Annotated in this window: 18 protein-coding genes; 3 read left to right on the forward strand and 15 right to left on the reverse strand. The window is 43.4% G+C overall.

What is annotated here, in order from left to right; all coding sequences use genetic code 11:
• Nucleotides 1-11 precede the first annotated feature (11 nt).
• Both ACZ42C_RS09940 and ACZ42C_RS09945 read right to left on the reverse strand, forming a co-directional pair.
• Entirely contained in the window at nt 12-983 is a 972-nt protein-coding gene (locus ACZ42C_RS09940; RefSeq protein ID WP_461182004.1) for a Bug family tripartite tricarboxylate transporter substrate binding protein, read from the reverse strand.
• A gap of 229 nt (nt 984-1,212) precedes the next feature.
• Nucleotides 1,213-1,809 carry a transposase gene (locus tag ACZ42C_RS09945; RefSeq protein ID WP_461182003.1) on the reverse strand — a complete coding sequence of 199 codons (597 nt, stop codon included), beginning with the start codon at nt 1,807-1,809 and terminating at the stop codon, nt 1,213-1,215.
• A gap of 642 nt (nt 1,810-2,451) precedes the next feature.
• Between ACZ42C_RS09945 and ACZ42C_RS09950 the strand changes: the two genes are divergently transcribed.
• Nucleotides 2,452-4,056 carry a long-chain fatty acid--CoA ligase gene (locus ACZ42C_RS09950; RefSeq protein ID WP_461182002.1) on the forward strand — a complete coding sequence of 535 codons (1,605 nt, stop codon included), beginning with the start codon at nt 2,452-2,454 and terminating at the stop codon, nt 4,054-4,056.
• Between the two features lie 195 nt (nt 4,057-4,251).
• Here ACZ42C_RS09950 and ACZ42C_RS09955 read toward each other — a convergent pair whose 3' ends face one another.
• From ACZ42C_RS09955 to ACZ42C_RS10000, 10 genes are all read right to left on the reverse strand, one after another.
• Entirely contained in the window at nt 4,252-5,694 is a 1,443-nt protein-coding gene (locus ACZ42C_RS09955; RefSeq protein ID WP_461182001.1) for an aldehyde dehydrogenase family protein, read from the reverse strand.
• A 29-nt stretch (nt 5,695-5,723) separates the two neighbouring features.
• Complete coding sequence (locus ACZ42C_RS09960; protein ID WP_461182000.1) at nt 5,724-6,473, reverse strand: SDR family NAD(P)-dependent oxidoreductase; 750 nt, start codon at nt 6,471-6,473, stop codon at nt 5,724-5,726.
• Nucleotides 6,457-7,545 (reverse strand): tartrate dehydrogenase, encoded by a 1,089-nt coding sequence (locus tag ACZ42C_RS09965; RefSeq protein WP_461181999.1) that lies wholly within the window; start codon nt 7,543-7,545, stop codon nt 6,457-6,459. The genes ACZ42C_RS09960 and ACZ42C_RS09965 overlap by 17 nt, the downstream gene beginning before the upstream one ends.
• Nucleotides 7,546-7,624: 79 nt before the next feature.
• Nucleotides 7,625-9,121, reverse strand: a complete 1,497-nt coding sequence (locus ACZ42C_RS09970; RefSeq protein ID WP_461181998.1) for an amidase — start codon at nt 9,119-9,121, stop codon at nt 7,625-7,627.
• Nucleotides 9,122-9,344: 223 nt separating this feature from the next.
• On the reverse strand, nt 9,345-9,788 hold the full coding sequence (locus tag ACZ42C_RS09975) for an NUDIX domain-containing protein (protein WP_461181997.1): 444 nt from the start codon (nt 9,786-9,788) through the stop codon (nt 9,345-9,347).
• 18 nt (nt 9,789-9,806) lie between these two features.
• Entirely contained in the window at nt 9,807-10,631 is an 825-nt protein-coding gene (locus ACZ42C_RS09980) for an ABC transporter permease (protein WP_461181996.1), read from the reverse strand.
• 10 nt (nt 10,632-10,641) lie between these two features.
• Nucleotides 10,642-11,583, reverse strand: a complete 942-nt coding sequence (locus ACZ42C_RS09985; RefSeq protein ID WP_461181995.1) for an ABC transporter permease — start codon at nt 11,581-11,583, stop codon at nt 10,642-10,644.
• A gap of 15 nt (nt 11,584-11,598) precedes the next feature.
• The gene (locus tag ACZ42C_RS09990) at nt 11,599-13,167 is read right to left on the reverse strand and encodes an ABC transporter substrate-binding protein (protein ID WP_461181994.1); all 1,569 of its coding nucleotides are present in this window, start codon (nt 13,165-13,167) and stop codon (nt 11,599-11,601) included.
• A 16-nt stretch (nt 13,168-13,183) separates the two neighbouring features.
• Nucleotides 13,184-13,921 (reverse strand): HAD family hydrolase, encoded by a 738-nt coding sequence (locus ACZ42C_RS09995; protein WP_461181993.1) that lies wholly within the window; start codon nt 13,919-13,921, stop codon nt 13,184-13,186.
• Between the two features lie 14 nt (nt 13,922-13,935).
• Nucleotides 13,936-14,898, reverse strand: coding sequence for a P1 family peptidase (locus ACZ42C_RS10000; RefSeq protein WP_461181992.1), 963 nt, complete (start codon nt 14,896-14,898; stop codon nt 13,936-13,938).
• A 254-nt stretch (nt 14,899-15,152) separates the two neighbouring features.
• Here ACZ42C_RS10000 and ACZ42C_RS10005 point away from each other — a divergent pair, with 254 nt between their 5' ends.
• Both ACZ42C_RS10005 and ACZ42C_RS10010 read left to right on the forward strand, forming a co-directional pair.
• Nucleotides 15,153-16,184: an ABC transporter ATP-binding protein gene (locus ACZ42C_RS10005; protein ID WP_464891356.1), complete on the forward strand. Its 1,032-nt coding sequence runs from the start codon at nt 15,153-15,155 to the stop codon at nt 16,182-16,184.
• Nucleotides 16,177-17,208, forward strand: coding sequence for an ABC transporter ATP-binding protein (locus ACZ42C_RS10010; RefSeq protein ID WP_461181990.1), 1,032 nt, complete (start codon nt 16,177-16,179; stop codon nt 17,206-17,208). Before ACZ42C_RS10005 ends, ACZ42C_RS10010 begins: the two co-directional genes overlap by 8 nt.
• Nucleotides 17,209-17,490: 282 nt before the next feature.
• Here ACZ42C_RS10010 and ACZ42C_RS10015 read toward each other — a convergent pair whose 3' ends face one another.
• From ACZ42C_RS10015 to ACZ42C_RS10025, 3 genes are all read right to left on the reverse strand, one after another.
• Entirely contained in the window at nt 17,491-19,209 is a 1,719-nt protein-coding gene (locus tag ACZ42C_RS10015) for a sulfate adenylyltransferase (RefSeq protein WP_461181989.1), read from the reverse strand.
• A gap of 354 nt (nt 19,210-19,563) precedes the next feature.
• The gene (locus ACZ42C_RS10020; protein WP_461181988.1) at nt 19,564-21,099 is read right to left on the reverse strand and encodes a solute symporter family protein; all 1,536 of its coding nucleotides are present in this window, start codon (nt 21,097-21,099) and stop codon (nt 19,564-19,566) included.
• Nucleotides 21,099-21,449, reverse strand: coding sequence for a DUF485 domain-containing protein (locus ACZ42C_RS10025; RefSeq protein WP_461181987.1), 351 nt, complete (start codon nt 21,447-21,449; stop codon nt 21,099-21,101). Before ACZ42C_RS10025 ends, ACZ42C_RS10020 begins: the two co-directional genes overlap by 1 nt.
• Nucleotides 21,450-21,523: the final 74 nt, after the last annotated feature.

A 21,523-nucleotide genomic window follows, 5' to 3' on the forward strand; every position in this document is an offset into this window, starting at 1 on the left:
TCCTGTAATCCTTATTCTTCTAGTTCTAGTTCATTAATCGTTTCTTCGATAATTGTATTTTGTTCGTCCAGATAATCAGAGTATTCTTCCTGGTTCATAAAGTTGACCCCTACACCGAGGGAAGTTACCTCTTCAATAAATGACTCATCCTGTGCCGCTTCCTCAAATTTTTCACTTAACAATTCAATGATTTCAGGATCGGTACCGCCCGGCGCCACGTAACCGCGGTTAAGTCCAAACGTGACATCATAACCGGCTTCAATAAATGTCGGCACATCCGGCAAATGATCCAAACGTTCTTCCGTTCCTACTGCAATAAAATTCATGTGGCCAGCTTCGACAAATTCAATAGCCGATGGATAATCAACAATAACAGCTTCCACGTGACCGCCTGCCAAAGCCTGGATTGCTTCTCCCAATCCTTCATAGCCGACCAGGTTGTACTGAATGTCCAGCTCCTGCCCGACCTGCTCCAACCATACCCGTGGTATACCACTTACTGTGCCGCCAAAGTCAATCTCATTTTCCTGTCCATATTCAACGAACTCTTCCAATGATTCAATACCAGTTTCCGAGGAAACGGCGATAATCTGATAGGAGGTTGTCATGGAAGCAATCGGTTCAAAATCATCGTAATTCACATCTGTAATTCCGGAATGATGGGCTACGAGATGTCCATCATGTATTTGTCCAATATGGTATCCATTCGCTTCTTTTTCCAATAATTCTTCCGCGCCAACCGTACCGCCAACACCCGGTACGTTCACAACGACCATTTCTTCTCCAATCACGTCCGAGACATAATCGGTAACAACCCGGCCTTCCAGGTCACTGCCGCCGCCCGGATCCCACGGAATGATTGTCTCAATCTCACGGTTCGGGTAATTTTCAGCAGAATCTTCTTCCCCGCATGCCGCAAGAAACAGCAACAACGCGGATACGCTAAGTAATCCTACAATAAAACGAAATTTATTTTTTCCCATTTCTAAGCTCTCCTCTTTCTCTGTGGTAAACAGATTACTTTCAGCACTTTAGTACTTTAAAGCAATTGAATAATTTATGATATTATAACTCACCTATATCTTACAGTCAATCAGTATTTTGTAAAAATTTTATTCTTTTTGGTTAATTCTGATGCAAAAATACTTACACTTTGTTGTAAGCGAATACAAATGGGATCATCTTAATGGGGTCAGACCCCTCAATTCTAAATTATCTAAATTGTTTCGCTTGTATTTCTCCGTTTTTTAACGGAGATTGCAGGTTAATTTCTCCATATTCCTGTGCTTCTTCTACAAACTTCCTATAGTCGGAGGTGTTCGCAAAATACCCCAATATCCTGTCTTTTTGTACATGGGGATTTTCCTCTCCCGTAATATAGGCCGCATAACTGCTCCAGGGGTACGCTTCAGGGATGGTGACTATATTTGCTTCCACCGGATTCAAATGAATATATTGACTAACCTTCAATTCATACTTTGTATTTTCTATTATTTCCGAGCCATACCTCCCCTGAAAAACATGTCCTTCAAGATCGTATTTCTTATTATGATGTACAGCATAACGGGAATTAATCATTTTCATCATGTGCTGTGGGTGATGCTGGATGGTTTCCACCTGAAGATGTATGTGGTTGGTCATGAGGCAATAACTGTGAAGGTAAAAAGGAAAATATTCGCGGCTTTCTTCCAAAATTTCGAGATAAGTAAGATAATCCAAATCATCGTAAAATAATGCTGCCTTTCTGTTTCCCCGATTAGTTATATGATACATTGCTCCCGGGTACCAAACCCTTTGCTTTCTTGCCATCTAATCCACCTTTCCTTTCCTTATTTATGTAATGCTTTTTAGTGCAGCTTCTTTCTGTGCATCTAAAAGATAATTCAATTCCCGAAGCCAGTCAAGTGCACGCCGACACTGGAATAAGCAGTTTCTCCCACCTTTATAAGTGTGATTTTCAATATCACGATATGGCAATATGGCTATTTTCATATTTTCCCCCGCACCAGTATGACCAAAATTATAAAACAGAACAAACTATTAAATAAATACTTTAACACTTTAACGTGGCGGGGGTCTGACCCCGCAATTCGAAATATACTGACTTTTGTATATTGATTGACAGTTTCACCGGACCCTTATAAAATAAAATACAAGAGTAATGTCAGCGTTTTCTTTTATTGAGAGGTTGCTTTTCCCTGTCGCTGCTGACTTTGGTTTCGTGCCACAAATAAGAAGAAAATCTATTATCTTATCTTGATCTTCACCTGCAAGCCTCATTCGGGCAAGTACTATATGAGGAAACATATTCATATAGTAGAATACTTAACTTTTACCACACCACAGATTAACACAAAAACCCTTTTCTCTTTTGCAATGCAGGATCGTTCCCCCAACAGGTCTGGTGCATTTAGCAGTTAACATATTACTATAAAAAAGGAGATGATCATTATGATGAACACCCCATTAACCATTACATCCATGATTGAACGAGCAGAAAAATATTTTCCCAAAAAGAAGGTGATTTCCAGAACGCATGCCGGCATCCAAGAGCTGACGTATAAAGAAATCGGAGAAAGAACACGGGCTTTATCCAGCGCGCTCGAAGAACTCGGCGTGCAGCAGGGAGATCGTGTCGGGACGCTTGCCTGGAATCACCACCGCCATCTGGAAGCGTATTTTGCCATTCCATCCATGGGTGCGGTGCTGCACACGATAAATATCCGCCTGCCTGCCGAGCACCTCATCCATATCATTAATCATGCGGAAGACAAAGTATTGCTTGTTGATCCAGACCTTTTGCCTTTAGTGGAAAAAATTGCTAACCAGATTCCAACTGTACAAGCTTTCATCGTCATGGGGGAAAATTATTCCGTTCCTGAATCATCCCTGGACCCGCTCTATGCTTATGAACATCTCGTTGCAGAAGGGGACAAAACATATGCATACACTGCCCGCATTGATGAAAATGATCCGGCAGGCATGTGCTACACTTCTGCAACTACGGGAAAACCTAAAGGGGTAGTCTATTCTCACAGAGGAATTGCCCTCCACAGCATGAGTTTGGGAATGGCGGATACGGCTGCCTTATCCGAATCAGATGTATCCATGCCTGTCGTGCCGATGTTTCATGCAAATGCATGGGGTGTGCCGTTCAGCGCAACATGGCTTGGAACAACCCAAGTTTTGCCGGGACCCTACGCGACGCCGCAAATCCTTGCTGAGCTGATGGAAACATATAAGGTCACAACGTCTGCGGGGGTGCCAACGATTTGGCTGGGAGTGTTAAAAGAAATTGAAACAAATACGTACGATCTCTCCAGCCTGCGAGCGATTCTTTGCGGTGGTTCTGCTGCGCCGGAAGGACTGATACGCGCGTATGAATCAAAGCACGGCATTCCATTTATTCATGCATATGGTATGACGGAAACAACGCCGCTCGTCACCCTTGCCAGACTAAAAAGCTACCAAAATGATCTGCCCGAAGCCGACCGACTAGCCATTCGGAAAAAACAGGGGCTGGTTGTGCCGGGGCTTGATATCAAAGCCATCAATGACAACGGGGAAATAAAGCATGACGGAGAAGATATGGGAGAACTGCTCATCCGTGGCCCCTGGATTGCTGATGAATATTACCATGATGAGGAAAAAAGCGCGGAAACCTTCCGGGATGGGTGGCTGCATACCGGAGATGTAGTCACCATCGATGAGGAAGGAAATGTGGAAATCGTTGACCGCACGAAGGATTTAATTAAAAGCGGCGGGGAATGGATTTCTTCCGTGGAATTGGAAAATGCCCTTATGGGTCATGAAGGTATTTTCGAAGCAGCCGTTGTTTCTGTGCCGGACCCCAAATGGCAGGAAAGACCTGTCGCCTGTGTCGTCCTGCATGAAGGCGTGAATCTTTCCAAAGAGGAGATCCTCAAGTATCTGGAAGCGAAATTCGTGAAATGGTGGGTACCAGATGAGGTCATCTTTATGGAGGAAATTCCGAAAACAAGTGTCGGAAAATTTTTGAAGCGCACGTTGCGGGACCAGGTACGGGAACTTGTTTGAGTGAACGGGACTGCGCTAAGCGCACGTCCCACCGTACAAGTTTGTTACTCCGCGGCAAAGTTCGATCTCGTTGAAAAAGAGTATTTACTACCACAACCAGAAACGCAGTGGAAGTCTGGCCCCTCTCACTTTACCACTTTAAAGCGGTGGGGGTCTGACCCCTCAATTCAAATTTTCTGACGTAAGACTCTTTCCTTAATCATATTTTACTGCGACGTTCTTCACTTGGGTGTAATTGTAGAGTGCGATCCAGCCTTTTTCCCTGCCGAATCCGCTCTTTTTATAGCCGCCAAATGGCATTTGTACGCCACCGCCGGCACCATAGTTATTAATAAATACCTGTCCGGAATCAATTCTGCTTGCCAGGTAATGCGCCCGGCTGATATCCTGTGTCCAGATGCCGGTAACGAGACCATAGTCCGTGCTGTTGGCCAATTCCATCGCTTCTTCCACATCCTGAAATGTAAACACAGTCAGCACCGGCCCAAAAACTTCCTCCTGCGCCAGCCTGCTGTCTGCAGTCACACCGTCAATGATCGTAGGCTCAACATAAAAACCGCCTTCATTCCCTTCCACAGCAACTGCATTGCCGCCTGTCACCACGGAAGCTTCTTTTTTCGCCAGTTCAATCAAACCCATCACATGATGAAATTGCTTTTCATTTAAAATCGGCCCGAGATCTTTATCATCCAGCCCTGCGCCGACAGTTAATCCTTCAAACTTTTCCACTACTTTTGCCAAAAATTCCTCTTTAAATGATGCTTCTACCAGTAGTCTGGCCCCTGCCGAGCATGTTTGACCCGCATTTTGTATAATGGACCGGACGACGCCCTCGACGGTTTTTTCCACATCACAATCAGCAAAGACAATATTAGGTGATTTTCCGCCAAGCTCCAATGTGGAGGGAACAACATTTGCCATCGCAGCCTGTCCAACCGCAATACCTGTACCTACTGACCCGGTAAAGGTTACATGGTTGATCAGCGGGTGAGAGGATAATGCTGCACCTGCTTCATACCCGTAACCTGTAACATGGTTAAACACCCCGGTCGGTAAATCCAGCTCCTCAAAAAACGCGGTTAGACGCATCGCAGTCATTGGGGTGTCTTCCGCACTTTTTACAACCACGGTATTCCCCATGGCAATTGCTGCCGCCACACTCCGGGAAATAATTTGCAGCGGGTAGTTCCACGGTACAATATGCGCGGTAACCCCGACCGGCTCCCGGACGACATAATCAAGCAGTCCATCTTCAATCGGGATCGTATCTCCCATCACTTTATCTGCGGCTCCACCGTAAAACCGGAAATACCGAATGGCCGCATCCACATCCGCATACGCCTGGGATAAAGGTTTTCCGACATCCATCGATTCCATTTTTGCTAAATTCTCCCGCTCGGCTTTCATTTTATCTGCAATATCAAATAGTAAGTCCCCGCGTTCATGCGGCTTTACTTTTCTCCACGCCTCACTGCGAAAAGCTTTTCCGGCTGCCTTTACAGCCTGATCCACATCTTCCTTTGTACCTCTTGGGATGCTCGCAATCACCTCGCCATTGGAAGGATTTTTCACCTCAATACTTTGCCCATTGGCACTGTCTGTCCATTTTCCATTTATGTACATTTTAAATTCCTTCAAAATAAAACCTCCTCACCTCTTTAACAAAATCAGATATTCCTGCCGCCATCCACATGCAAAATACTTCCTGTCATCATGGCTGCTTCATCCGAAAGCAAAAATTTAATGGAATGGGCAATATCCTCCGGTTTCAGCAGTCTGCCAAGCGGCACACTGCTTTCGAATACTTCTTTTTTCGTATTATCCACACTTGCCCCTTCTGCGGAAAATTGTCCGAGCATTTCCGTATCTGAAGGACCGGGATGAAGTACATTTACATTAATCTGATAAGGCGCGAGTTCCAATGCCAACGCTTTCGAAAAAGCTTCCACCGCTCCCTTCGATGCCACATATGCCTGTAGCCCGGGCCTTGGTCTCGTCACGGATACGGAACCGATATTTACCATGCTTCCCCGTTTCTTTTCCTTCATATAAACGGAAGCTTCCCGGCAGGTCAGAAACATCATTGTCATGTTAATGTCCATAATCCGGTGCCAGTCTTCCAGGCTTACGTCATCAATGGGAGCAGCACTTTGCGCAATGCCTGCGATATTAGCCAGTCCATCGACTCCTCCAAATCGTTCCGCTGTCTTTTGAAACATTTCTTTTACCATCTTTTCATCCGTTAAGTCACCCTGAAAAGCAACAAAATGACGGTTCCCTTCATATTCCGTTAATCCATCTGTACGGAGATCACAGCCTGCCACATTGGCATCCTCCTTCAGCAAAAGTTCGACAGTTGCTCTTCCCATGCCGCCATTTGCTCCGGTTACAAGAAACGTTTTATCTTTGAGGCCCATTGCTGCTGCTCCTTTCCATTATTTTTTCTATTACAGCATCACCAACCTGTGCGGTAGTTGCTTCACCGCCGATATCCGGGGTAAGTGTTTTCTTTTCCAAGAGTACATCTTCCACGGAAGCCAGCACCAGATCATGCAGATCCGCCCTGCCAAACTGTTGCAGCATCAAAGCGAGGGACCAAACTTGTGCGATCGGATTGGCAATTCCCTTTCCCGCAATATCAGGCGCAGACCCGTGTACCGGTTCAAACATGGACGGGAATTCACCGGATGGATTGATATTTGCTGAAGGGGCAACTCCCAAGCCCCCGGCAACACCCGATCCCAGATCCGACAGTATATCTCCAAACAGATTGGAAGCAAGGACCAGCTCAAAATCTTCCGGCCGTTCTACAAACAAGGCAGCAATTGCATCCACATAAAATTTTTCATAAGCAATATCATTAAAGGTATCCGCCGTTTCTTCCACCACTTCATCCCATAATGTCATGGTATGGATGATGGCATTTGATTTTGTTGCGTTGGTCACTTTACCCAGCCGATGCTCCCTGGCATACTGAAAGGCAAATTTTGCAACCCTGGAGATACCTTCTCTCGTCATAATAGTATTTTGTATCGCAAGCTCCCGGGATTCCCCCTGATACATCTTCCCACCGGCAGCAGAATACTCCCCTTCCGCATTTTCCCGGATAATCACAAAATCGATATCTTCCCCTTTTTTTAATGGGGTTTTCAATCCTTTCAGCAATTTGATCGGCCTGAAATTGATGTACTGCTGAAACTGTTTTCGGATCGGCATGATCAGCTCCCAGATGGGAATATGCTCGGAAACCCTTGCATCCCCGACCGCCCCGAATAAAATACCGTCAAATGCTTTTAATTGTTCCAGACCATTTTCTGGCATCATGGATCCGTGTTCTACATAATGATCCGTATTCCAGTTAAATTCCGTCGTTTTATAAGAAAACCCGGGATCGACCAAGACCAGCGTCTTTAATACTTTTAACGCTTCCTTCATCACATCAGGACCTATTCCATCCCCCGGTAAAACGGCTATGTTATATGTTTTCATCTAAAAATCATCCTTTTCTGCCTGTACATGCTATACAAAATATTTCTATGATCCTTACAATCAGTTAATCTGTAATTGATCATCTATTTATTTCTGCCATTTTTATATTCGTGACATGATTCGCAGGTTTCTTCCCCTGATTCCATTTTCCATTCAATTCACGTTCGATCTGGGCACCCAGCTGCAGAAGCAGCCCGTCATCTCCCTGACTCGCCATCATTTGCATTCCAAGCGGCAAACCATTTTCCAGTTCAGCCATCGGCAGGGAAATCCCTGGCATACCACAAATATTGGCAATCGGTGTATAGGAAAAAATACTCCACAAGTTTTCAAACCAATCATGAACAGAAGGGTTATCACTGATCGTCAAATATTCCTGCGTTCCAATCAGTGGGGTCGGCTTGGCCATGGTCGGTGTCAGAATTACGTCCCATTCCTCGAAAAACGCTCCCATTTCACGGGAAATTTCATTAAACATCGTTTCCATTTTCACACGGTCTGTATAGGTGGCAAAGCGTCCTTCCTCCCAAACCCTGATGCACATTGGTTCTATGAGATCTCCCGGCGGCTGCTCCAATTTTTCCCGCTCAAGCAAATCTGATATGGTCTGGGAAAACTTCATAATATAGGCATCCGTCTGGGCTTTATAACTGGCATGAAGATCAATTTTCGGGACAGCCCACTCCACGTCATGTCCAAGTCTCTCCATGTATTCAGCCGTTTTCTTCAACTCCGACACAATGTGTGGCTCCGCTTGATAATCCCCCCACTCATGGGAAACAGCGATCCGAAGTTTTTTCGGGTCTCGTTTAATCAGCTCGGAGTATGGTTCAGTCGGGGTCCAATAAGGCATAAATTCCCCCGGTGCTCTACCCCTGCAATGATCAACAAAAGCAGCAGTGTCGCGTATCGTACGGGTGTGGCAACCTTGCGCCGATACGACATTCATCAAGTCCGAACTGTTGGGGGCAGGTGAAAAAACACCCCGGGACGGCTTTAAGCCAATGTTTCCGTTTACCCCCGCCGGAATCCGAATCGACCCGCCCCCATCTGTTGCATGGGAAATGGGAATGATTCCTGCTGCCACGGAAGCCGCAGTCCCTGCTGATGAACCACAGGTCGTATAGTCCGGATTCCAAGGGTTTCTTGTTATGTAGACTTCCGGATTCTCTGCAGAACTGCACAGCCCGAATTCCGGTGTCGTTGTCCGCCCGATAATGTTCAGGCCGGCCTGCCGGATTTGTTTCGTCAGGAAACTATCATCCGCAGAACGATTCCCCTCCATAAATTTAGAACCCATTTCCTGGAGACGCCCTTTCATCGTTGGCCCCAGATCCTTCATGAAAAAGGGCACGCCGGCAAAAACGCCGTCGGGATTCATGCCGTCCTTCATCGGATTGTCGACAACATCATCAAACAGCTCAATGACGGCGCTAAGCTCAGGGTTTAATGCTTCCACTCCTTTGGCCACCTGGGCTGCCACTTCCTGCGGGGTAATTTCCCCTTTTCGGACTAACGCTGCAATACCCAATGCATCAAGTTCAGCCCATTCCTTCCAATTCATTGCTAGATTCACAAGCGACACTCCTTCGCAATTTTCAGACTTTAACACTGGTATTTCCCTCACTCTTTTCCTTCCTCTATAGGAGACTTCTCATATGTATATACAAAAAAATAAGTCTACTAATTCCGATCAGAAACTATTGGTGCTGTTAATCTGAGTGGATCCATACTTACCAATGCTTTCGTTAGCATTAACACTTTTAATAGATATAATAGTTAAAAGTTATTGCTTTTACTTATAGGAAAAAATTTTCTTTATCCAAATCAAATTGAAAATAAGCTAATGACTTATTCTCTAACCAATACTTTAAAGGAACAGCCCGGGGTCTGAATGTAAAATAATGAAATAGTTCTTCTTTAGATATATAGGAAACTTTTTCTATTTCCAAATCCGGATCATTAATTTCCAACCTGCCCCCCACAACTTCTGCATTATAGAAAAACTGAATAAAATGGCCGAGAGACTTTTGTTTAAATTCGGTCACAAAGGCCAATTCCCGAACGTCCACTTTCAATCCAGTCTCCTCGAAGGCTTCTCTTTTTGCTGTATCCTTAAGAAATTCACCAAACTCTACCTCACCTTTAGGTAGCCCCCAATGTCCTTTTTCTTTTACAAGCAAGATAGAAGAATTTTGTTCAATAATGACACCTGCAGCTATACTAATATTTTGTAAATTCATTGTCCTCTTCTCCTATGATCACTTTTGTCTCGGATCATTGATATCCCGGATTGCATTGCTTAACATATAAAAGCCCAATACAATTAACGTGATTGCTATACCCGGTGCATATGTATACCATGGTGAGCCCACCATATAAGATTGGGAATCTCTTAACATTCTACCCCAGCTCGGATCAGGCGGTTGAACCCCAAGCCCTAAATAGCTTAAACCGGCTTCTGCCAACATAGCAGCTGCAAAAGCAATTGAGGCAGCCACAATAAGCGGAGAAGATATATTAGGCAATATATGTTTAAACATAATTTTAAAAGGACCAATCCCAACCAATTTTGCTGATAGCACATACTCTAATTCTTTATTTTGTATGAAACCACTCCTCGCTATTCTAGCAATGCCAGGTATAGCCATTAATCCAAGCGCAATCGATGTATTGACCATTCCAGGCCCAAATACTGCAACTAACATTAATGCGAGGATAATTCCCGGAAATGCCATCAGAGAATCCATGATTCGCATAATGATTTCATCAAGCCAACCACCGATATACCCTGCAATCCCGCCGATCAGTGTACCAAAAACCAGCCCTATGGTAACAGCTATAGTCCCGACAAAAAAAGCTGTCTGCGTCCCTTTCATAATCCTACTAAATATATCTCTTCCAAACTCGTCTGTTCCGAACCAGTATTCTGCACTTGGTCCCTGTAGTTTATCCGGTGCATTCATTGTATTTACATCATGTGGTGTGTAAAAAAAGCTGATGACCAAGACTACAGCAAACAATGCCAATAGAATTCCGCCTATAAGTAAATTTACATTCTTCCCATGTTTTTTCATTAGTTTCATAGAAATCTCCTTAACCTAAACGGATTCTTGGGTCTATAATGGAATAGAAAATATCTACCAAAAAATTAATAAGAACTACCACCACTGTGATGTACATGACAATTCCCTGGACAAGCGGAAAATCACGGTAGCTAATTGCATCAACCAGCAAACTTCCAATTCCCGGAAGCCCAAATACCTGTTCGACGATTATGGTTCCAGCAACAACCTCGGCAAATATTAGGCCGAAAACGGTCAGAATGGGTACCATGGAGTTTTTTAGAACATGTTTATACATAACAAACCGTTCAGTAATTCCTTTACTTCTAATGGTTCTTACATAATCCAATCTCAATTGCTCCAATATAGCATTTCTAACATAACGAAATTTTACAGCAACCTGAGGAATTGCAATGGTTAATGCAGGAAGCAATAATGCTCCAACCGCACCTGAAATACTTTCCGTCCAGGGCACGTAACCACTCAAAGTTAAAAAGTTAAAATTCATACCCAGATACAGGATAAGCAACATTCCAAGCCAAAATGATGGCACTGCCATTCCCAATTGAGTTACAGAGGAAAATACCACATCACTAATTTGATTCTGCCTTTTCGCCATAAAAATCCCTAAAGGAATGGCAACGGTTAACACAATAATAATAGCCATTAAAGCCAGAGATAAGGTTATTGGAAGCCGATCCAAAATCAGGGTAGATACTGAACGATTATATCTGATAGATTGTCCGAAATCCCCTTGTACTGCCCCAGCAATCCAACTTGCATACTGTTCATGCAACGGCTTATCAAGCCCCAACTGCACTTCCAAATTGGCAACCTGAACCTCATCCGCTTCTGGTCCTAAAATAATCCGGACGGGGTCCCCAGGTATAATCTGAAATACAGCAAATGTAATGACGGAGACCAATGCTATTGTTAAAAATAGTAATATAAATCGGCGAATAATATAAGCCATGTGGAAAATTCCTCTCTATTCAGTAAATCTCACTTCAGATAAATCATGGAAGAAAAAGGGATAATGCTGATATCCGTCCAATTCCGGGTTTAGAATCCAAACAAACTGATAATCCAGCACATAAACTCCAGCTGCTTCCTCTGTTAATATCTCCTGTGCTTGTTTATACATTTCCGCCCTGACTTCTTCTTCATCTTCCAACAGTACATCAGATAAAAGTTGGTCATACTTTTCATTTTTATAGTTTAAGAAGTTGCTTCCGTAATCAGATATATATCGTCTTAAAATATTATGTGGATCAAGTTTTCCAGTGAAGTCAATTGCTGTCATTTCATAATCTCTTCCTTGATAAATTCTTTCCAGCCAAACTCCCCATTCGATTACTTCAATTTCTACATCAATGCCAATTTCCCGAAGATTCTCCACTGCTACCTGAGCAATATCTGTGTACATGGAATTATGGGAAGAAATGGAAAGGGTTGTGCTAAACCCATCCGGATATCCAGCTTCTTCAAGCAGTTGCCTTGCCTGTTCAACGTCTCTATCATATACTTCATCCAAACCCTCCTGATGGAAAAGTTCCATAGCCGGACTCATATTTGATCCTAATTTTTCGGCATAACCCGAAAAAGCCATATCTATCATGGCGTCTTTATCTATAGCAAAATTAATAGCCTGCCGTACTTTTAGGTCATCAAATGGCTCCCTATCATGGTTAAACCCAATGATCAATGTAGAATTGGCTGGTTCTAACATGACATTAAATTCATCCTCAATTTCAGGAATCCGATGTGGTTCCACATCCATTAAATCCAATTCCCCAGCCCTCATACTCATTAGTGCAGACTGATTATCAGCCTGGAACCGAAAAGTAACCTGATCCAGGTAAGGAATCCCTTCTTTCCAGTAATCTTCATTTTTTAAAATCACCATATCTGCCCCTGGACTATAACTTTCAAATTGAAATGGTCCCGTACCGATTGGATAATCGTTATGGTTTCCATCATTAGACTTCGGAATAATAGCTGAGTTCAGTGCAGTTAAAAAAGCGAGAAAAGAAGAATTGGGTTCTTCCAAATGAAAAACAAAAGTGTTTTCATCCGGTGTTTCCATCGATTCAATATAATCAAATTCAGAAGTCAATGGGTCATCTCCGCCCAAACCGGTTAAACGCTCAAATGTATATTGGATGTCCTCAACGGTTAGTGGATCCCCATTATGAAATGTAACACCTTCACGGATGTAAAAGGTATAGGTCATGCCATCATCGGATACATCATAGTCTTCAGCAAGTCCGGGCTCAAGGCTTCCATCATTATTGGCCGTAAGCAAACCTTCAAACAGATTTAAAATCATCTGTTCTGTTATGGACGCTTCAGCCATATGTGGATCCAAAAAATCAGGATCACTGGTAATCCGTACACTGATTTCCCCGCCTTCCTGCACCTCTCCATTAGCTTCATTTACGTCAGTCGAATCATCTTCAGTCCCACCTGTTTCCCCATTACAGGCAGCAAAGATAATAAGCATCATAAAAAGGATAAAACCGAAGATCAGCTTCAATCCAATTGATTTCGCTTTCATTTAATTTACCTCCTTTTTATTTGTTTATTTCCATAAAAGATCTTACCTGATCGTCTTCGGCTTCTAAGACCTTGAAAATTTCCTCTGTTGTAGGAATAATAATGGCATCATCAATCTCTTCAATTCCTTTTCTATCAAAACGATTTAATAATAATGTCTCAATTCCGACTTTTCTTGACCCTTTTACGTCATCATAATAGTTATCCCCGACATATATTATTTCTTCAGGTTTAAGTTTCGTTTCTGATAGCAAAAGCTCAAATATTTTCTTATTCGGTTTCTCTATACCGACCTCAGAAGATACAAGTATAGTATCAAATAAATCGTAGATTCCAAGTCTTTCCAGGAGAGTACGTGCACTAGGATCCCAGTTGGACAGTAACGCCAGTTTATACCCTTGTTCTCGAAGGTCTTCCAAAACCTGTCTGGTATAACTGAACAGATGCCAATATGTTTCCCTGTTCGAATTTTCAACAAAGAACTTTGCAGCTTCGTTCAAATCAACCTTTTCTCCAAGGTTATAGCTAACCATTCCCAGATACCACGGCAATTGAAATTTTGGGTGTCTCCCCAACATTCCCGGGTATTCCCGCATAAAGGTTTTATCTGTTAAATGAAAAGCCATCTGAATATCTTTCATAGGGTGGTAAATCCCTTTTTCACTGATAAATGCATTATATATTTCTTCCCTTTCGTTAAATACCAGTGTATAGCCAAGATCAAAAGCAATTAACTTAATATTATTAGTGTTCATTATACTCCCTCCTTTTAATTTAGGCTAGTGTATGACGGTATACCGTTCACAGATTCTGCAGATTTTATTGCATTTATTATGGCGTCTTCCATCACTTTGGATGCCATATTTGCTATTAGGTCCACCGAGCATTCCTTACCACCTGTAGCCAGAGCAAAGACGGTGTCTCCATCCATCATCGTATGCGCAGGAAAAATAGTTCTCGCCAACGCATTCTGTGTGACTTGTGCTACTTTCGTTGCCTGGGCTTTCGTCAAGTCCACATTGGCGGCCACGATTCCAATCGTTGTGTTGGATCCCGCAGGCACACCAATATTCATCGATTGTTCTAAATAAGACAGACTGTCAAGAATATGTTGTTTCTCCTTATCTACCGGACCGGCCAGAATCTCACCTGTCATCGGGTCTCTAATATCCCCAACTGCATTCACAGCCACCAGAGCCCCAACCGTTACTCCATTTGATAATGTCATAGAAGCACTTCCCAGCCCACCTTTCATGACATTCTCGAAACCGGTAATTTTTCCAACAGTAGCTCCACAACCAGCTCCCTGATTTCCAAATTTAAATTTACCTCTTTCCGCTCTTTTCGTTGCAGCATATCCCATCTGCTTATCAGGTCGTACTTTTCCATCCCCCACCGGCAAATCAAACAATACCGCACCAGGAACGATGGGAACTTTTGCCACACCTACATCCTGACCGATTCCTTTTTCTTCCAAAAATTGCATCACACCACTTGCAGCATCAAGGCCAAATGCACTGCCACCCGATAATAAAACAGCATGGACTTTTTCTACCATATTAATCGGGTGCAATAGATCCGTCTCTCTTGTGCCCGGAGCTGAACCTCTCACATCCACTCCACAAACTGCACCATCTTCTGTCACAACAACCGAACACCCTGTTAAAGCTTCCAAATCTTCCATATTGCCGACTTTAACACCTGGAACATCGGTTATATTATTAAAAACCATATAATAAGCCTCCTACCTAACAGTTACAAAAGCCTTGATATTTCTACTTTTTTAAATTATAATGAATATTCTTTAATATTACATTAGACATAATGTGCAATCTGCCAAAAAACAATTTTACTTTTTGTCCTATACTCACAAAAGTATAATTAGATATAATATTAATAATATTGACTTAATATATATTTATCTTTAATATAATTCTATTATTAATTATTGTAAAGCCTTTATTAACAATGAAGATGGGAGGATTGATGGTGCATATACAAGAAATCAAACCCAGAAAGCAGAATACAGACAAAAAAATCGTGCTATCTGTACAAGATTTACAAACTTATTTTTTTGTAGATAAGGATAGAACCTCCAAAGCAGTGGATAATGTCAGTTTCACTGTTAATAAAGGGGAGACAGTAGCCCTTGTCGGGGAATCCGGAAGTGGTAAAAGCATCACATCCCTCTCCATTATGCAGCTGATTCCTCAGCCGCCAGGAAAAATTGTCAATGGTACCATAAAAATGGATGGAAAAGATTTACTTACACTTTCTCAAAATGAAATGAACCGGATTCGCGGAAACGATATAGGGATGATTTTCCAAGAACCAATGACTTCCCTTGACCCTGTATTTACTATCGGATATCAAATCATGGAACCTCTTATAAAACATAAAAAAGTAAGTAAAAAGGAAGCATTTCAAAGAGGTGTGGAATTACTCAAACTCGTAGGTTTTGCCCGAGCAGAAAAGATCATGCATGAATATCCACATCAATTGTCCGGTGGGATGAGACAGCGGGTAATGATTGCCATAGCCATGTCCTGCAACCCTAAACTGCTGATTGCCGATGAACCTACTACAGCATTGGACGTAACAATCCAGGCGCAAATTCTCGATTTAATGAATGATATGCAAGAAGAGTTTGGCTCTTCCATTCTATTAATTACCCACGATCTCGGTGTGGTTGCTGAAGTTGCGGATCGGGTTCTTGTTATGTACGGTGGACAGATTGTAGAAGAGGCAAAAGTAGAAGACATTTTCAAAAAGCCAAAACACCCCTATACAAACGGACTGTTAAACAGCATACCAAGCTTGGAAAAGGAACTGGACCGACTCGAATCCATACCCGGAAATGTCCCGGCAGCACATGCTTTTCCCAAGGGGTGCAGATTTGCTTCCCGTTGTAAACATGTCATGAATATCTGTCACGAAGTAAACCCTGAATTACTTGAAGTTGATAACGATCAAAAAGTTCGCTGCCACCTTTATACAAAGGAGAATCCAAATGAATAACTTAGAAAAACTACTCCAAGTAAAGAATTTAAAAAAGTATTTTCCCATAAGGAGCGGACTTCTAAAAAGAGCCAAAAATCATGTTAAAGCAGTGGACGATATATCTTTTGATATTTATAAAGGAGAAACGCTCGGCATTGTTGGAGAATCCGGGTCGGGGAAATCAACACTGGGGAGGAGTATCGTTCGTCTCCTTGATCCAACTGATGGCAACGTAATCTTTGAAGGGAAAGATATTTCCAGATTGAGTGGGCAGAAATTAAAAGCGCTCCGCAGGGATATGCAGATGATCTTCCAAGACCCTTTTTCATCTTTAAATCCCAGAATGAGCATAGGAAAAATAGTTGAAGAACCACTGACTGTTCAGAGCTCATTATCAAAACAGGAAAGAAAACAGCGGGTCATTGATCTGCTGGAAAGGGTGGGACTTTCCGAAGAAGCAATGGATAAGTATCCGCATGAATTTTCCGGGGGACAAAGGCAGCGTATTGGAATTGCCAGGGCTCTATCCATGAATCCAAAATTTATCATTGGGGATGAACCTGTTTCTGCTTTGGATGTTTCCGTACAGGCGCAAGTGCTTAATCTAATGAAAGACTTACAGGAGGAGTTCGATTTAACTTATTTATTTATTGCTCATGACCTCAGTGTAGTAAAGCATATAAGTGATAGAGTTGGCGTCATGTATCTGGGAAAAATGGCGGAAATCGGCCCGAAGAAAGAGATTTACGACAACCCGCTCCACCCCTATACACAAGCACTTTTATCAGCTGTTCCCTCTACGAATATTGATATAAAAAAAGAACGGCAGAAGATCAAGGGAGAACCTCCCAGTCCTGCAAACCCTCCGCAGGGTTGTGTTTTTCATACAAGATGCCCTTTTGTACATGACCGCTGCAAAGTGGAAAAACCGGAAATGACAGTGCAGGAAAATGGACATGCGGTGGCGTGCCATTTGTATAGTTCAGAGAATGGAACGACGGAAAAAATGGGGGAAGAGGTTAAAAAGGTTCCGATTTCATGATTTCAATTTTTGACACCTTGTATTGTGAGAACAATACTTTGTTTAATAGATAAGCAGACAGCTGGCTTCAGTCAACATACAGACGCTATAGAAACAAACATGATGAGTCACCGACCAAGGAATCAATTCAACTAATTTAATGTGAATCTAAGTATGTCTAATAAATAGACTAAATCAAGCCACCCATTGAACGGGTGGCTTTACTTATCCCCTATATATAGAGAAACACTTTACCCCTTTAAAGCGGTGGGGGTCTGACCCCACAATTCGCAATATTCAATCTTAGTCTCCGCTCCGGTACCTTTTATACGGGAGCGGGTTCCAGGCTCTGTATTCCATGTCTTCTTTTCGCATGGCGGATGGGATGTCTGCAGCGATTTTTCGGGCTGTTTCGAGTTCGCGTGCAGCTTCTTCCTTATCCTGGTACATAAATTCATCGGATGCCTGGTCCGGTGCGCGCTCCACTTTTTCCTCAAGGTATGCCACGACCATTTTCTGCTGGCGCTCGATCGACTCTCTGGCATCCGCTACCCAATCAGGCTGGACGGAGCGAAGCATATCGGTCAAATAGCTGAACTCGCCGAAAATGTCACCATACACTTTGTCGGAATTGGCACGGACATCCATAATCGCCGTTTCCAAATCTTCTATCGTTAAATCTTCCGCCTTGAGCGGTTCCTTCCGCAAAGGTCCACCCAGCCGCTTATATTTCAAGTAATATGGAAAAATGCTCTTAATCGTTTTCCCTACCGGATTGATGGCCTGCGCATTTTCATCCATGCCCTTTGGCTGTACGCCCTGCATGGCAATCCGGGCTGATTCCGGACGGACAATTTCCTTTGGCGGCAATACGCCGTAACGGAGCAACTCCCTGATTCCCGTACCGGAAATATTAATGCGGTACTGCTCCCCGTGCGGACAGGTCTGCTCTGTTGCCGGATGATCACAGCGTGTGCAGTAGAACACTTCATGGAACAGGCGAATATCAATTTCCAGTTCCTCTGCTGTATACTCATCAAACACCGTATGGCTGGCGTATTTATCATAATAATCGCCAATCCCCGCATGGTCCCTGCCAATTAACGCGTGGGTACAGCCGTAGTTTTTCATAATCAGTGCATGCAGCACGGCTTCCCGCGGTCCGGCAAAAATATACGTCACCCGGAGCGGCGCAAGGACAGCTCTCTCTTTTGGATAATACGTATCCATCACACTGCGGTAGGACAGCACCCGGAATTCATGGCGCGTATATTCCCGCTTCGCCATTTCCACGAGCGGCTGAACAAATAATGCATCAAGCTCCTCCAGGGCGTTCCGGTGAATATATTCATGCCCCCGGTGGAGTGGGTTTGCTCCCGTAATAAATCCGCCGACGGATGTAAATTTCTTTTCCTCATAAAATAATTCCCACGTATCCTTTGGCTCGAGGCGGATTTCCTCAAACGGTCCCCAATGGGCTCTGTTCAGCAATTGAATTGGTCCGCCCAAAGCGGTATCCCCCATCCTCCGGTAAATGGAGTCCACCCCCGGATGATTTCGGTCTGTCGTCCCGAATAAATGCTTGGCACGAAACTCCCTGTCATAATGGAAAATGTCATTCAGTTTCAAGATGGCATATGGTTCTTTCGTTTCATCGGTCAGCACCACCTCGTCACCAACCGATAACGTATCAATAATCTGCTTATTGCGTTCTCCGATTGGCGCAAAACTGAGTGGCACCGGCCAGACAACCCCATTTGCCAACCGCCCCTCGGTCAGTACGGATTTATAATTTTCCTCATCCATAAAACCTTCATTCGGAGACAGCACCCCTGTTCCGATCATCTCCAGTGTAATGATCGCCTCCATATCCACCATAATCATCGGCAGCTGCTTCGCACGGGCCAGGGCATCCTCCCGTTCCTGCCCGGTCAGCACCCTGTTCACCAATTTACCGCCATGCGGCTGTTGCGGGTAATTTGCAAACTTCTTCTCATCCGGTACTAATATCTCGTGACTCATATGATCTCCTCCCCATTCCCCTGAAAATTTAAATTGGTATTGGTAAAACATCTGCAGAAGCCCGGAAAAAAACCATTCATTCAACAAAATGGAAACGTTTCAAATTAAGCAAATGACTTTCCCTTCATAAAGCGGCCTCCCTAAAATTTGCTTGCCTATACTGCCGTCCATTATAAACAGCAGCATAAGCTTAACAATATAAATAATTATCGTTTGATTACAAATTTTATAATATTTTTGGAAAATATGCAACTTTAAATACGGTAAGTACAGATCATAGCAGACCGTTTTCTGCCGGACGTTTCTTTGCCACCAGCGTTGAAAACACGCCAGTTTTAACCGAAACATCATCTGTTAACTCGTCTCTTTGTACCCGGTATGGGCCTTTACTTTTACTTCCGCATAGCGTTTGAAATCCGTCTCTTTGGAGAATACCGTACCAAGATAACCTCCCAGGAATCCTAGCGGCACACTGACAATCGCCGGGTTTTCAATCGGGAAGATCGGATTACCTACGAATAATGCGGCTCCTTCCACCGGAGAAAATACGCTCGGACTCATGGACACGAGCACCAATGCGGATATAAGCCCAAATAAAATAGCAGTTATTGCACCGGTAGTATTAAACCTTTTCCAGTACACCGTATACAAAATGACCGGCAAATTGGCACTGGCTGCAATACAGAATGCCAAAGATACCAAGAATGCCACGTTTAAAGTTTGTGCACCCAGCGCCAGCACAATGGAAAGCACCGATACACCAAGCGCTGCATAACGTGCTGCCAGCATCGCTTCTCTGTCGGTTGTTTTTCCCTTCTTAATAATCTGCCCATAAATATCGTGGGCAAATGCGGAAGCTCCCGATAATACAAGTCCTGCCACCACGGCCAAAATTGTAGCAAAGGCGACTGCAGATATTAATGCAAATAAAATATTTCCGCCAATTGCTTCTGCAAGCAGTGGTGCTGCCATATTTCCTCCGGGATTTGCTGCCAGAATGCTGCTTTCACCGACAAACGCTGCTGCCCCGAACCCGAGGAACAAAGTTAACACATAAAAAATACCAATGGTCCATGTGGCCACGACAACCGAGCTTCTGGCCGTTTTTGCATCCTTCACCGTGAAAAAGCGCATGAGAATATGCGGCAAACCGGAAGTACCAAGGACGAGCGCCAGCATCAGAGATATAGTTCCGATTCCGTTATCATATTGTATGCCCGGCTTTAAATAATCAGCACCATGACTTGTTGCTGTCTTTACCTCCGTAAACATGGCTGAAATATTAAAGTTAAAATTCCACAGGACCAAAAAGGAAACGATAACCATACCAGCCATAAGCAGCACTGCCTTCGTAATCTGCACCCAGCTCGTTGCAATCATGCCGCCAAAGAGGACGTAAATGGTCATCATCACCCCGACAATTAACACCGCTATCCAATAATCAATGCCGAATAACAATTGAATAAGCGCACCGGCACCTACAAGCTGTGCAATCATATAAAATAAAACAATCGTAATCGTACTGAGCGCGGCTGCACCCCTTACCTTTTTGGCATCAAAGCGGGAGTTGATCATATCCGCAAGTGTATATTTCCCGAGATTTCTCAGCGGCTCTGCAACTAAAAACAGCACAACCAAATAAGCGATGAGAAATCCAATACTGTAAAAGAACCCATCAAAACCATTTAAGGCAATCGCCCCGGCAATACCTAGAAACGATGCTGCCGATAAATAATCACCGGCAATAGCCAGCCCGTTTTGCCATCCGGTCAGCCCGCCGCCTGCCGTGTAAAAGTCCCCGGTGGATTTTGTATTTTTCGCTGCATAATACGTGATCGCAAGGGTCAACATGACAATGGCAAGAAAAAGAACAATAACAATCGGATCCATTACGTACGGCCTCCCTTATTGATTTGATCATCAATAATTTCTTTTGCTTTCTTGTCAAAGGAAGCCGCTTTTCTTACATAAACCGTACAGAGCACCCACACCATCACAAATTGTGAAAATGCAAATACCCAAACCCAGGATATATCACCAAAAAAAGATGCGTTCAGAAACGTCGTGTACGATGTTAATACAGGCAGTGTAAAGTAAAATATAAGGAAAAAAATCGTAAAAGGCACGGTGAACTTTTTCTTATTGCCCATAAACCTCTTAAACTCGCTGCTTTTTTCCACCGCCACATAATCCATCTTTTTATCCTGATACGCTTCGGCATATTCTTGTTGAGCAGTCATTAAAACCATCCTCCCGTTTATCCTTTTGTTTTGTGGCACTTACCAGTGAAATACAAGTCCCAACTGTAAGCGCT

The organism is Virgibacillus kimchii (assembly GCF_055379185.1).

Bases quoted from the DNA above. Each gene is read 5' to 3' on its own strand.
- ACZ42C_RS09940 (WP_461182004.1), bottom strand. From the start codon at position 983: ATGGGAAAAAATAAATTTCGTTTTATTGTAGGATTACTTAGCGTATCC.
- ACZ42C_RS09945 (WP_461182003.1), bottom strand. From the start codon at position 1,809: ATGGCAAGAAAGCAAAGGGTTTGGTACCCGGGAGCAATGTATCATATA.
- ACZ42C_RS09950 (WP_461182002.1), top strand. From the start codon at position 2,452: ATGATGAACACCCCATTAACCATTACATCCATGATTGAACGAGCAGAA.
- ACZ42C_RS09960 (WP_461182000.1), bottom strand. From the start codon at position 6,473: ATGGGCCTCAAAGATAAAACGTTTCTTGTAACCGGAGCAAATGGCGGC.
- ACZ42C_RS09965 (WP_461181999.1), bottom strand. From the start codon at position 7,545: ATGAAAACATATAACATAGCCGTTTTACCGGGGGATGGAATAGGTCCT.
- ACZ42C_RS09975 (WP_461181997.1), bottom strand. From the start codon at position 9,788: ATGAATTTACAAAATATTAGTATAGCTGCAGGTGTCATTATTGAACAA.
- ACZ42C_RS09980 (WP_461181996.1), bottom strand. From the start codon at position 10,631: ATGAAACTAATGAAAAAACATGGGAAGAATGTAAATTTACTTATAGGC.
- ACZ42C_RS09985 (WP_461181995.1), bottom strand. From the start codon at position 11,583: ATGGCTTATATTATTCGCCGATTTATATTACTATTTTTAACAATAGCA.
- ACZ42C_RS09990 (WP_461181994.1), bottom strand. From the start codon at position 13,167: ATGAAAGCGAAATCAATTGGATTGAAGCTGATCTTCGGTTTTATCCTT.
- ACZ42C_RS09995 (WP_461181993.1), bottom strand. From the start codon at position 13,921: ATGAACACTAATAATATTAAGTTAATTGCTTTTGATCTTGGCTATACA.
- ACZ42C_RS10000 (WP_461181992.1), bottom strand. From the start codon at position 14,898: ATGGTTTTTAATAATATAACCGATGTTCCAGGTGTTAAAGTCGGCAAT.
- ACZ42C_RS10005 (WP_464891356.1), top strand. From the start codon at position 15,153: ATGGTGCATATACAAGAAATCAAACCCAGAAAGCAGAATACAGACAAA.
- ACZ42C_RS10010 (WP_461181990.1), top strand. From the start codon at position 16,177: ATGAATAACTTAGAAAAACTACTCCAAGTAAAGAATTTAAAAAAGTAT.
- ACZ42C_RS10015 (WP_461181989.1), bottom strand. From the start codon at position 19,209: ATGAGTCACGAGATATTAGTACCGGATGAGAAGAAGTTTGCAAATTAC.
- ACZ42C_RS10020 (WP_461181988.1), bottom strand. From the start codon at position 21,099: ATGGATCCGATTGTTATTGTTCTTTTTCTTGCCATTGTCATGTTGACC.
- ACZ42C_RS10025 (WP_461181987.1), bottom strand. From the start codon at position 21,449: ATGACTGCTCAACAAGAATATGCCGAAGCGTATCAGGATAAAAAGATG.